The sequence below is a fragment of the Pontibacter russatus genome, from assembly GCF_009931655.1.
GTDB lineage: Bacteria > Bacteroidota > Bacteroidia > Cytophagales > Hymenobacteraceae > Pontibacter > Pontibacter russatus.
The window spans coordinates 957487-969825 of sequence record NZ_CP047984.1 but is presented as its reverse complement, the minus strand read 5'-3'; the positions used below and the strand labels follow the sequence as shown (position 1 = coordinate 969825).

Genomic DNA, 12339 nt, shown 5'->3' with positions numbered 1-12339 from the left:
ACCTTAGCCGAAACCACCATGATCCTGTTCAACAACGCCGGGGGCCGGATGAAGGTGCGTTCCCGAGCGGCGGGCATGCGGCTATATGCCGGTATTCTTATATATGCAAAATGAATTGTTGGAAAAGTCGAACTAATTGCCACCTTTGCTGAACTCTACCAAACGCTACCCCATGCACAACTTCACTGGCAATATGCTCGACCGGAAGCGGCGCATCACATTGGCTTTCCGGGAAATAGCGGCGGCCATTGACCCGCCGCTGGACTTCAGGTTCTTCCCAAAAGGATAGAGGCCCTGCGGTGGCTCACGCAATAGGTCCCTTCTTCCCAAGCCTTTGCGGGGCCTTCAGCCTCGCCTCACTGCTCCAGCAGGCCTCCCTGTCCGGGCACATCCCCTCGCTCGCCCCACTCTGCCGCCTTCCGATAGGTGCTGATTTCAGGGCGAGGCAGGGCTGGATTTTATTATTTTGTTCTTCTTATTTTTAGAGTCATGCGGATCTCCCGCCCTTTGTAGTTCTTGACTATCTTTCTATCACTACCTCTTCAGTTTCCGTCACCACCTGGCCGTCTTTTTTATCTTGTTCCACTTTCACAAGTAGGGCCCTGTTTCCGGAGAAGGTCACCGTGTAAGGCGTTTTGTCCGGGTGGTTCTGACCAAAGAACAGCTTCCCGCCGTCCATCCACACCAATAGCGTCGTCTGGGGCTGTCCCTTGCCTCCAATAATAAGCGTGTTGTTGCCGGTAAACTCGTACGTCTTTTCGCCTTTGTCGTAAAGTTCCTGTTCCCGTTCAATTTCCTGGCTCCCGATCGTGTCTGTGTCTGTCTTCGAGCGCACGTGCCATTTGCCCAGCAGTCTGTTGTCGAGGGGGTTCTGCCCGGTTTCGCCTTTGGCCTTGCAGGATACCGCTATCAGGCTCACGAAAAGGAGCACGAGGAGTGGGAGGTTTTTTGTCAGCATAAGTGTGTACTTAAAGATAATTATGAAAATTTATATCCTGCAATTGGCAGCAGGACTGTCTGCCTGCCGTGGCTATGAAGTAACGGTAAACACGTGCGGCAGGGAAAGGCAAGCCAATGCCTTCCCTCCTAAAGGAGGAGGCGCAATGGGATAGGGGAGAGCGTTTCATCGGAGTTGTAAGGCCCTCTGCTCAGTATATTAGTCCGGAGGAGTTGTCAGTTCCCTCTGTATGTGGAATAACCGTAAGGTGACAGGGTGATGGGAACGTGGTAGTGCTCGTTGTCCTTGATCTGAAAAACTACCTCAATGAAAGGGTAAAAGCTTTCTGTTTTTCTGCTTCTGAAATAATCGGCTATTAGAAACCGGAGCCTGTAAACGCCTTTGTTCGTTGGGATCGCGTTTTGAGTAGACAAGAATTCTTTGATGCGCCCGTTTTCGTCGGTGGTCTTTTCTTCCACCTGCTTCCACAACTGCGTCTTTTCGTCCAGTTTCTCCAGCTTAACCGGAACTCCTCTGGCCGGCTGGCCAGTAGACACATCCAGGATATGGCTCGATAACTGGTAGGTGGTGGTCTGTGCGAAAGCAACGGTGGTTGCCAGCATAAACAATATTATAAAAGATAGGTTTTTCATTGTAAGTATAAAGTTAATGTATGAGTATGGCTGCAGCTTGTATGGCAGCAGCTTTTGCGATGGCGTCGTCGTTTTCCGGTCCGCCCCCGCCGGCTACCCCAATGCCTCCGATCACTTGTCCGTTGTACCAGATGGGGCAGCCACCGCCCAGCAGCAACAGCTCCGGTAGGTGGGCCAGGTTTTGGGTGTCAGCATTTGCTTTGGCATTACGGGCCAGCAGCAGGGTAGGTGTTTTGATGGATAAAGAGGTGTAGGCTTTTCTTCTGGCGGCTTCGGTGTTGTGTGGCCCCACGCCATTGCCCCGTGACATCATAATTACCTGCCCTGAGGCATCTAAAATGGCAATGCTCACTTCTTTTTTCAGTGATTTTGCAGCTGCCCTGGCCCGGTTTGTCAGTTCCAAAGCTGCCTCCAGCGTAAGCTGATGCGAGTCAGCTATATACGCTGTCTGAACCTGGTAATTACCGGCGTTTTGTTTTTTTCTCTCCTGCTTGCTGTTCTGTGCCAAAGAAAGCATCGGGATGAATAGAAGCAAAAGCAGCTGCAGTTTGTAGAACATGATTTTTATTTTTACAAAGCTACCGGTGCTTCTTGTGAAAAGCATTGCCCTATGTCAACGTTTTCAAAGTCTGGCTTTTACTCTGCTTAAAGTGGAGGGGGAGAGGCCCAGGTAGGATGCGGCCATTTTATTCGAAACGCGCGACAAAAAATCTGGCTGGTGCTGGATGACCCATTTTACTTTTCCCAGCGCGTCAAACCCCTGAAAACCGTATATCCGCTTCTGGGCGGTGATAAAACCCAGTTCCAGAATCTGCCTGTAGATGAATGCGAATGGTGGCACGGTATCCACCAGGTGGTAAAAATGAGCTCTGGAAATTCTGAGCAGCTCGGATTTTTCGATGGTCTGCATGTATTCGCAGGCGGGTTTCTGTTCGATCAGGCTGGGCAGGGCGGTACCGAACCCGCCTTCAAAGGCAAAGAACCTTGTTGTCTCGACCCCTTCTTTGTTGATCGTGTAAAGCCGGATGCAGCCTTTGTTCACGAAATAATAGTGCTGGCATATGTCACTGTAGCTCAGCAAAAGTTCGTTCCGTTTGGTTTTCACCGGCTCAAAGTGAGCGCAGATTATGTCCAGGGAGGCGTCATTTATACTTGTTCTGCTTTTAAGAAAAGCTTTTAGTAGGCTGTACATGGTGTTGGTTAGTGCTCATTTCACTCAAAGAGACAGATCGTCAGCTTCTTGATTTCAGTCAGTGTTTGCTGGAAAACCGGATGCAGGCTTTAAAGTTTAAGCATTTTGGTGCAGCAGGGTTACAAATCCGCCTGTCTACTTACAGGTGCACCAAAGCGGAAATAGCGACGCTTTGATGGCAGGTGAAAAAAATATATAACCAAGGGTTTACAAATAGTGCATCCTCCTAACCATGTAAGCTAAATTAATCATAGCTCTGTACTCAGTTGCCGTAACGGGTATATTGTTTGTCATGCATTATCGCAACTGAAGGTAAACCAAGAAGATTCTACCCAGGCACTTAAACATGATACTCTGGTTGCTTATGGTTTAGTCGCTTGATTTAGAATAGTTTGCGTAACTTAAAGCCGTGAAACCTAAAGATAATTTTCCGGTACTTGGCATTCAGGAATTTCAGCCTGACCTGCAACAAGACAATGGTCTGCAGTTTCATCAGATACAAGGAGAGCAGCACATTGAGAAGCCACATAAACATGACTTCTATATGCTGCTTCTGTTCGAGAAAGGGAGCGGAACCCATACGATAGACTTTAAAGAGTATGAGGTAAGTGAACTTCAGTTGCACCTGCTCTTCCCCGGTCAGGTACATAGCTGGGCTTTGGGTGAAAAAACGATAGCGTTCCAGCTCATGATCAGCCGGCCTGTTTTCGACATGTTTTCTTCCTCAATGGAGGTTACTTTTGTACTGTATCAGAAGCATCCGGTCCTTCACCTTTCCTCCGAAACTTTCCGTAAACTGCAGTATGAGTTTCAGGCCATACAAGCCGAGCTGAAGACAGTGCCTGTTCACTGGGACATCGTAAACTTAAGAAACCGGCTGATCACCCAGCTGGTGCACCGAGAGGCCGGGAATAAGTATGATTACTTAAAGGTATACCGCACTGTGCCGGCGCTGCTGAAATATCATAACCTGGTAGATGTATACTTTAAAGAGCAGAAGACAGTGGCCTTCTATGCCGACCAGCTGCACATCTCGCCAAATTACCTGAACATACTTTGTAAAAGGCACCTCCAGGTGCCTGCCATGTTTCTCATACAGAACCGGGCGACCTTGGAAGCCAAGCGATTGCTGCATGCCTCTGAAATGCCCATCAAGGAAATAGCTTTTGAACTTGGCTTCAACGACCTTGCCCATTTCTCCAACTTTTTCAAGAACAAAACAGGGGCTTCGCCGCGTTCTTTCCGGAGTCAGTTATAAAATCTGCAAGTTTTGGCAGAAACCACGCATCTATTCTGACTATAAGAGAGGCTACCTTTGTATCTTCTAAAAGGATAGTACTATGGCTCCAAAGCTTATTACGCGCAAAGATTTCATCAGAAGTTCTACTATTCTACTTGCTGGCAGCAGCCTGGCCTCCTGTACCGGTATGCTGGCTACAGCACAACCGGAGGCTAACAAGCAAGACAGTAACATGACAACCTACAAGACACATGCGTTTAAAAACGTTAGACTGGAAACCGGATTCGAGTACGAGGAAGGTGAAGTAATTGGTACCAAAACAGAGCTGTTTAACCTTGAGGTCAGCAATGGTACCATAAAAGCTATTTCGCCCAATAACCCCAATGCCAAAGCTGTAGATGCCAAAGGCCTCCTGCTGCTTCCTGCCTTTAAGGATATGCACATTCACCTGGATAAAACCTTTTATGGTGGTCCGTGGCAGGCGCGTCGCAAAAAGAACAGAACGGTGCAGGATATGATTGCCTACGAGCAACAGGTACTCCCGGAAATGTTGCAGACATCGACCCATCGGGCAGAAAAACTGATCGAGTTGCTGCAGTCGCATGGAGCAAACTTTGCCAGAAGCCACGTCAACATCGAGCCTACCTCCAAACTTGACTCTCTTAAGAATCTACAGCAGGCCCTGGAGCATAAAAAGAACAGTTTTGATGCAGAGTTGGTAGCCTTTCCGCAACATGGTATACTGCATTCAAAATCAGAACAGCTGATGAAGGAGGCTGCCACCATGGGCATTGATTTTATAGGCGGGTTAGACCCGGGTTCTATTGACGGTGATATGGAGAAAAGCATGGACTTTGTGGTGCAACTGGCGCTGGACCACAACAAGGGCATCGACATTCACCTGCACGAAGGCGGTGCATCAGGCCTGAGAACAGTGGAATACCTGATCGATCGTGTAAACGAGAACCCCATACTGAAAGGTAAAACCTTTATTAGCCATAGTTTTGTACTTGCCAGGCTTGAAGAGCAAAAACTGGAAGGAATAGCAGAGAAGCTGGCCAGCGCCAACGTGGGTATCATTTCTACCATCCCGTTTGGGAACCTGATCATGCCAATCCCGACACTTTACAAGCATGGCGTAGACGTGCGCACCGGTAACGATTCTATCATCGACCACTGGAACACCTTTGGTTCGGGCAGTATTCTGCAGAAAGCTAACTTCATGGCGCAACTCTACGGTTACTCTACTGAATTTGATCTCTCCAGATGCCTGAAACTGGCTACGCATAACATTCTGCCACTGGACGACAAGGGAAACAGGCAATGGCCGCAGGTAGGTGATGTAGCCGACGTGGTACTAATAGAGGCCAGTTGCTCGGCAGAAGCAGTCTCGCGCATCTCTCCCGTGAGAACATTGCTTCATAAAGGAAATATTGTGTACCAAATACCAAACCTATGAGCACGCTGCTGTTACTATTTTCGATTTTAATGCTTGCTTCCTGCCAAACAGAAACTCTTATGCATACACCTGCCACACAAAGCTCCATAGTTGAAGCCGTTATAAATAAAAGATTAGACGAGGTAGCAGCTGCCCTAAAAAACGGAGCAGACGTGAACACGACAGACAGTCAGAAAAGGTCGCTGTTACTCTTAGCCACGCACCAAAACAACCTGGAAATGGCACAGCTACTGGTTAAGCACGGTGCTGATGTAAACCAACAGGACGAGATAAAAGACAGCCCTTTCTTATATGCTGGCGCATCAGGATATACTGACCTGGTGAAACTATACCTGGAAAGCGGCGCTCGCTTTGATGTGTTTAACCGCTACAACGGCAGCGCCCTGATTCCGGCCTGCGAGAGAGGACACCTGGAGGTGGTGAAACTGCTTGCCAATACCAAGGGTTTCCCTATAAATCATGTAAACCGACTGGGTTGGACAGCGCTGATGGAGGCCGTAGTGTTGGGTGATGGCAGTAACAACTATGTAGAGGTGGTACAGGCATTGGTAGATGCCGGCTGTGATACCAGCATTCCTGACAAGGACGGTGTTACAGCCCTGCAGCATGCCCGCAGAATGGAACTCTCAGCAATAGCCAAAGTACTGGAAGAAGCACGCTGAATTGACACTATAGCAGGAGTATAACTGCACAACTTGACGATATTAGGCGCTGCAATCAGTAAAGGTTAGACTTGGCGGTACTTTAGTGCCATGGCCGAATCCAGAACTGCATTGGCAAGTTCCGCTGCCAAGCTGAAGTCGGGATTTGCAAGCAAGAGAAGAATATTTGGCGGTGCAGAACATGTTGATCGATAGGGTACCTTGCTGCCGCTGGCTTTGCTGGATGAGGTCTGGCTCAAGGGCCAGAAGATTTTAATAGTGGAGCCCCGACGCCTGGCTAATAAAATGATTGCCGATCGCTGGCGCATCTACTGGGTGAGGCGGTAGACCAGAGAGGCGGCTACTGCATCCGTTTCGAGAAAAGCATCTATGAGTGCATCCGCATTGAGGTTGTCATGGAAGGCAGCTTAGTCTTATGATCCACAGCGACCACTCAATGACAGGTATAGACATTGTAGTTTTTGACAAGTTCCATGAACACAGCAGCCATGCCGATGTCGTCATGGACATGAGACGGGAGGCGCAGCGCATGCTTCACACAGACCTACGCATCATGGTGATGCTGACCACACTGGATATGCTCAACTCATGAAGCTGTTGCAGGCACCGGTGGCGCAAAACATGAGGCTGCAGTACTTTTCGAGTATATCCATTAAGGTGAAGAAAAGAAAAGAGAGGCTTCTTTAGTGTCCGAATGTCATAAAAAACATGAGTCATCCCGGAGTTTAGGACTGGGATAAAAAAGGAGAACCTCCTGTTTTAGTGGTACAGTCTATGTATCACCAAAGACGGGAGGTTCTTATGTTTACTACTTTCAAAAACGCAGCACGCCAAGCCGAGGTTCTCTCCCAGGCTCTGTTTTTCTCCTACCGCCTCGAAGGATTTCTTTCTCCTTTCCTTGCCAGGCTCGATGAGCTGCTGGACCGCCGCCTGGTCTACACTTTCCAGAACCTATGCCGGGCGCTGGTGCGCCACCGCAGCCGCTCCACCGGTCTGCTTCTAAGCGAGCTGGGTGGGGTTGTGCTCTCGCCCGACAAAGCCCCGGCGGGCACCAAGCGCCTGTCTAACCTGCTGCGCAGTAAGAAGTGGTCTGCCCAACTCATCACCGACTACCTGAGTCAAGAGGCCCAAACATACGTAGAGCAGCTGCTGGAAGCGGAACGTGAGCTGCCCCTGCTTTTGTGGGACGAGAGCGTGCAGGAAAAGTGCGAAAGCCTCCAAAGCGAGGGCTTATGCGCCGTGCGCAGCGTCAAAGCTAAACGGCAACTCAGAATCAAGAAGGGCTATTATGATCCCCCCACCCGGGAGCCGGTGCACGTGCCAGGCTTTCGGTGGGTGGGCCTCTTGTGCTGCGGCCTGTGGCAGGCTCCACGCATCGCCCGCTTTGCCTGGTGGAGTAGCCGGGGCAAAGAGGCCACCTCCCTGGAGCAGGTGAAGCTCACGCTGCTCTTGTGGGCCCGCCAGACCTTCGGCCAGGCCGTGCTGCACGTCTTTGACCGCGGCTATGCCTCCTCTAAGTGGCTGGGGCTGCTTTTAGGCCGCCACGACCGCTTCCTCTTGCGCTGGCCCTCCAGGTATAAGCTCGTGGATGGGCGTGGGCTTCTAAAGAATGCCTACCGCTTTTCGGTCGGCCGCAAAGCCACCTCCTCAAGAGTAGTAAGGGACATGGTCCGAAAGATCACTTACCGGCGCAGCCTCTTGTGGCAGCCCTGCCTGCACCCGGACTATGACCAGCCGCTCACGCTCCTGATCTGCCGGCCAGGTAAGAAAGGCCGCCAACCCTGGTATTTGCTCACCAGTGAAGAAGTCAGGAGTGATCGCCAGGCCTGGCGCCTGGTCTTTGCTTACGCCAGAAGGTGGCAGGTGGAGCAGGCCTTCCGCTTCAACAAATCAGAAATGGGCATGGAGTCGTGCCGGCTTTGGTTCTGGTCGAGCCGCATGAAGCTCTTGCAGGTGGTCACCCTGGTGTATGCTTTTCTGCTCTCGCTGCTGGATAAAGAGCTGCGGGAGGCGGTCTCCCATCTCCTTAGGCAGGGCTGCCATAGAACAGGAAAGCGGTGCAGGAAAACTCCTACACCGCTTTACCGTATCCGGCTGGCACTGGCCAACCTCTGGAATCTACTCTATCTATCCCTGCAAACTCCGGGATGACTCATGTTCGTGTAGACCGAAGGTGCAAATTATTGAACCACATCCACAAAGATTTTGAGGCTGTGGGTAAGTTTTTGCATGTGGGAGAGGAGTAGCATTCGCGTCTTCGACTTCTTTGTTCACAAATATTTCCTAATCCATAGGAGGCGTCAGAGGTGCTCCACCTCCAGGTTACTTCTCCATATACTACTGCCAACTGACTATACGCACCTTTTCATCTTCAAACTAAATGGGGATAGCAGCCTTAAAAAAGGGCAGCATCACTACAACGCCATGAAGCCTGATTTCTATTATAGCAACCACACATGATAGGCCATAACCTCTATATATCTGTTCTCGGCTCCTTCAGGTCCAGCTCTTGGATCCAGATGTTGCGGTACAGGACGTTGTGGCCCTCGGCCTGCAGCTTTAGGCCGCCGGGGGTGTCCGTGATACCTTTGCCTCCGTCGTTGCCGCCGTCGATGCCGGAGTTCGGCCCGCCCCACACTTGGCTAATCGGTTGGTTTGTGTGTACCTTCTGGCCGTTGAAGTACACTGTCGCCAAGGCTGGCTCTACCTTCTTTCCGTTCTCGAAACGGGCCGCCCGGAAAATAATGTCGTAGGCGTTCCACCTGCCCAGGCCGTTGTAGGCGTGGTAGGGGGAGGGGGTTTCGTTGATGATGGCGGCCATGCCGTGCGAGGTGGTGTCGCCGTCGAGCACCTGGATCTCGTAGCGGTTCTGGAGGTAGACGCCGCTGTTGCCGCCCGCCTCGGGGATCAGGAACTCCACGTGGGCCCGGAAATCCCGGAACTCTTTCTTCGTCACGATATCGGCGGCTCCGTATTTACCTCCCGCCGAAGCCGGGTCGTTGCTGCTCATGGCCATTCCGCCATCCACCGGGTCTTTCACGATCTGCCACTTGATGGGCATTTCGGCGGAAAGCCGGGGTCCTTGCCAGTAAGTCCACTTCTGGTCCAGCATTTCGCGGGAGCCGTCAAAGAAGACTTCCGCCTCATCGGGGGCCTTTGTACCCACGCCGGTCTGGGAGGAGCAGGCCTGGGAGGCGGCTACCGCGCTTACCAGGAGGAAGTAAAGGAATAATTTGTGGAGTCGGGTGAAGGGGGAGGTTTTCATTGGAAGGCTTAAATTAGAGTTTATATTACATATTGGGATAAATGACTGAAAGATATAAACTTTACTCGCTTTATTGAATCTATTTTGGGTGCTCGTCTCGAATTTTAGGCTTCGTCTGCGCAAGTCTGTTAGCTTTCTACTGGACTCTGTGTAGCTGATGAACTAAAAACAAGCAGGGTTCCTCACTAGAAGCCTCGGTTGCTCTATAACGCCTGTTATGTTCAATAAAATGCTTGAATGTGCAGAAGCCTGAAGGATATTGTTGCTTTACATAGCTAATATATTAGGAAATAGATTCGGTAAGGCCTTCAAGCGGCGTCCGAAGATTTGTTGTAGTTCTCGAATAACTGCAAATGAGTCTGTGATTGTACGGGCTGCGCTCGTACAAAATACTACCGGCTGGTTATTCATGCCCTCTGCCATTTTCTTAGCAGCTTAACACGGGCCATGAGGGTAATTCCCTTTTTGGGCTCTGTCCGCTACCTCATCATCGTGCCTGCCGCGCTGGCGCTGGTGTTCTCCTTTTACCGGGGCATACGCTGGAATGGGTTGCGGGTCCTAATCATTTCCTTTACCGCTTCTTTGCTCAACTGATTCCTGAAGGCTTGTTTTGAGCGGCCCAGACCGGCTCCCGCCCTGGTTGACATGGCTGGGTTCAGTTTTCCGAGTGGCCATACCATGATCGGGGGCGTCTTCCACGGACTGCTCATTTACATCATATGGACTACTGTCGAAAACAGGACCTGGCGTTGGGTGCTATCGGGATTTCTCACGCTGGTTGTGCTGCTCGTAGGGCTAAGCCGAATTTACCTGAAGGTGCACTACGCCACGGATGTGGCAGCAGGCTATATCATTTGATCGCTGTGGTTGGTGCTTTCTTTATACCTGCTTCGGCAGATTGAAATCATCCATCTTTCCAGGTATAAAGGGCGCTTACAATACAGGAAACGTCTTTTCTTTGAATTCCTGAGATTCCTGTTGCATGATGAAATCAACCGAAAAGCCATGAAGCAAATGTTGCTTAGCCGCTCCGTCTTCCTACCGGCGGGCCCGCAGAAAGAAAACTGTGGCCCCTTCATTCGCGATGTGCCTGCCAGTAAAACATTGTGGCACTCACGCCCCCGGACTTCGTGCCCGGTTGTGGGTTAATCAGGAGCCGCTGTTTCCGGACTCTCAGTTTCTGGTGGTTTGCTTTTCGGCGTGCCTCTGGAAAGGATATACATGTAATATTTTTCGGCAGCCGCACCATCCGTGTGCTGATACTGGCTGACGAAATGTAAAGAGGCCCCTTCTTCAGCAAGTTCTGCCTGGCGCAAAGGCGAAAGCGAAAAAACAACGGCAGGAAGCCCCTCAGGAAGTTGCAGGTGCCCCCTGACGATTCTAAGCGTATCCACTTCTTTGCCCACTTCCCAGATACTTTCAGGGCGCATGCCGCTTACCGCATAAAACTTCATCGATCTCAGCTCAGCTCTTTTTCTTACCTCTTCCAGTTCGGGCACCCCTCCCTGCCTGGCGCTCAGCCCTTTCCCTTCCTGGTAAAGCGGCATTACGAACACAAACACCAACGCATTAAGCAGGGAGGCGGCAACAAACAAGCAGATTACCTTATACCTTCTTGTCAGTACTATAATAGCTGTACCAAGCAACAAAAACAACAATGTCACGACAACCTGTCGCCCTCCCGACACAGCCTGTAATTTATGGGCGGCAAAGAACATGTAGACAGGCGCGGCAAAGGCCGCCATTGAGAAAAGGAAACCGCTTGCAAGCAGCATAACTTTTTCCCAGCGGTTGAACAGGTTTTCGGAGAAGGCATAAATCAGGTATCGCAGGTAATGCGCCGTGAGCAGCGCCATAGGCATCAGCACAGGCAGCAGGTAGCGCTCCTTTTTTTCCGGTATGACGGATAATAGAACAATAGTGATCAGCACCCAGGAGAGCAGGAATCTGTAATTCCCATACTGACCGATCCTACGGCTTGCATACGGCACAGCCAGGGCAGCAATGACAAAGGGCGTCCAGATGCCGGACTGCACGAAAAAGCCCCAATAGTACCAGGGGGGCTTGACATGCCTGTTCATCCAGGCCGTGCTTTCCTGCAAGACGTTGTGCGCCAAACCGGCCGGTTCCATTAGGTATACATACAATGGCCAAGGGAAACCCACGAGCAGGCACACCGACAGCATCAGCACTATCCCGCTGCGTTTTTCTCTTACAACCCGCAGCGGATAGGCAAAGCCGTAGGCCAGCAGGAAGGGAAGCAGCAGGGCATAGAAAGCCACCGGTCCCTTGCTAAGAAAGGAACAGCCTAAAAGCGCGCCACTCGCTGAAAACATAAAGTAGCCTGAGCCGGGTTTGCGCAGCGCGGATACCAAGAGCCAGATAGCGCCCAACGCAAAGCTATGGCAGTAAATATCCCAAGTGGCCTGGCGACCGGTATTGATGAACATAAAAGAGGAAGCGAGCACCAGAGCGGCAAGAAAGGGAACAAGCCGATCGGCCGTGAGCTGGCGGGCAAGAAAAAGCAGGAAAAAGACAGCGAGACCGGCCATTACAGAGGAAGGAAGGCGCAAAGCGGCAAGATTCTCTATATTTCCGGCCCCTAAACCGGCCAGTGCCGTGATCCAGGTAGGGAGCGGCGGCTTTGCCAGCCGCGCATACCCATTCATGGTAGGGATCAGCCAGGAATCGTTTTGTGTGATTTCCCTTACTGTAATGAAATTCCGGGCTTCCATGATGCTTGGTTCCGCCTTACCCAAATTCAGGAAGAATGTAAGCACGACGATAAATCCAAGCAATCCTGATTGCACGCTGGTCTTGAGTAAAAGATTTGCGCGCTCCGACTCCGCTGTAAGCGCCTTACCTGTATACATCAGCTTTCCTTCGTTTCACGCATCCGCGAACTATTTTAAACCCTGCCAACTGCGCGCC

14 protein-coding genes are annotated in these 12339 nt (G+C 50.9%); 8 read left to right on the top strand and 6 right to left on the bottom strand.

The genetic code is table 11. The features are described from left to right. Positions 1 to 145 precede the first annotated feature (145 nt). Entirely contained in the window at positions 146 to 289 is a 144-nt protein-coding gene (locus GSQ62_RS03980) for a hypothetical protein (RefSeq protein ID WP_161888307.1), read from the top strand. A 231-nt stretch (positions 290 to 520) separates the two neighbouring features. Here GSQ62_RS03980 and GSQ62_RS03975 read toward each other — a convergent pair whose 3' ends face one another. From GSQ62_RS03975 to GSQ62_RS03960, 4 genes are all read right to left on the bottom strand, one after another. Continuing rightward, a complete protein-coding gene (locus tag GSQ62_RS03975; protein WP_161888306.1) occupies positions 521 to 958 on the bottom strand; it encodes a hypothetical protein in 438 nt (145 codons plus the stop codon). 215 nt (positions 959 to 1173) lie between these two features. Then, on the bottom strand, positions 1174 to 1590 hold the full coding sequence (gene uraH, locus GSQ62_RS03970) for a hydroxyisourate hydrolase (protein ID WP_161888305.1): 417 nt from the start codon (positions 1588 to 1590) through the stop codon (positions 1174 to 1176). Positions 1591 to 1603: 13 nt separating this feature from the next. Continuing rightward, a complete protein-coding gene (locus GSQ62_RS03965) occupies positions 1604 to 2149 on the bottom strand; it encodes a heme-binding protein (RefSeq protein ID WP_161888304.1) in 546 nt (181 codons plus the stop codon). Between the two features lie 63 nt (positions 2150 to 2212). Then, positions 2213 to 2782, bottom strand: a complete 570-nt coding sequence (locus GSQ62_RS03960) for a Crp/Fnr family transcriptional regulator (protein WP_161888303.1) — start codon at positions 2780 to 2782, stop codon at positions 2213 to 2215. A gap of 409 nt (positions 2783 to 3191) precedes the next feature. On the opposite strand from GSQ62_RS03960, the gene GSQ62_RS03955 reads away from it, so the two are divergent. The 5 genes from GSQ62_RS03955 to GSQ62_RS03935 all read left to right on the top strand — a co-directional run bounded on the left by GSQ62_RS03955 (position 3192) and on the right by GSQ62_RS03935 (position 8294). Further along, complete coding sequence (locus tag GSQ62_RS03955) at positions 3192 to 4040, top strand: AraC family transcriptional regulator (protein WP_161888302.1); 849 nt, start codon at positions 3192 to 3194, stop codon at positions 4038 to 4040. Positions 4041 to 4122: 82 nt separating this feature from the next. Next, positions 4123 to 5481: an amidohydrolase family protein gene (locus tag GSQ62_RS03950; protein WP_161888301.1), complete on the top strand. Its 1359-nt coding sequence runs from the start codon at positions 4123 to 4125 to the stop codon at positions 5479 to 5481. After that, positions 5478 to 6143: an ankyrin repeat domain-containing protein gene (locus tag GSQ62_RS03945; protein ID WP_161888300.1), complete on the top strand. Its 666-nt coding sequence runs from the start codon at positions 5478 to 5480 to the stop codon at positions 6141 to 6143. The genes GSQ62_RS03950 and GSQ62_RS03945 overlap by 4 nt, the downstream gene beginning before the upstream one ends. Before the next feature lie 415 nt (positions 6144 to 6558). Next, a complete protein-coding gene (locus GSQ62_RS03940; protein ID WP_161888299.1) occupies positions 6559 to 6735 on the top strand; it encodes a DEAD/DEAH box helicase family protein in 177 nt (58 codons plus the stop codon). A gap of 209 nt (positions 6736 to 6944) precedes the next feature. Continuing rightward, entirely contained in the window at positions 6945 to 8294 is a 1350-nt protein-coding gene (locus GSQ62_RS03935; protein ID WP_161888298.1) for a transposase, read from the top strand. 322 nt (positions 8295 to 8616) lie between these two features. Here the strand turns inward: GSQ62_RS03935 and GSQ62_RS03930 are convergent, their stop codons facing one another. Continuing rightward, complete coding sequence (locus GSQ62_RS03930; protein ID WP_161888297.1) at positions 8617 to 9408, bottom strand: 3-keto-disaccharide hydrolase; 792 nt, start codon at positions 9406 to 9408, stop codon at positions 8617 to 8619. A 447-nt stretch (positions 9409 to 9855) separates the two neighbouring features. Here GSQ62_RS03930 and GSQ62_RS03925 point away from each other — a divergent pair, with 447 nt between their 5' ends. Beyond that, the gene (locus tag GSQ62_RS03925; RefSeq protein ID WP_161888296.1) at positions 9856 to 10002 is read left to right on the top strand and encodes a hypothetical protein; all 147 of its coding nucleotides are present in this window, start codon (positions 9856 to 9858) and stop codon (positions 10000 to 10002) included. A gap of 51 nt (positions 10003 to 10053) precedes the next feature. Then, a complete protein-coding gene (locus GSQ62_RS03920; RefSeq protein WP_161888295.1) occupies positions 10054 to 10266 on the top strand; it encodes a phosphatase PAP2 family protein in 213 nt (70 codons plus the stop codon). A gap of 287 nt (positions 10267 to 10553) precedes the next feature. On the opposite strand, the gene GSQ62_RS03915 is transcribed toward GSQ62_RS03920, so the two are convergent. Further along, a complete protein-coding gene (locus GSQ62_RS03915) occupies positions 10554 to 12281 on the bottom strand; it encodes an ArnT family glycosyltransferase (RefSeq protein WP_161888294.1) in 1728 nt (575 codons plus the stop codon). Positions 12282 to 12339: the final 58 nt, after the last annotated feature.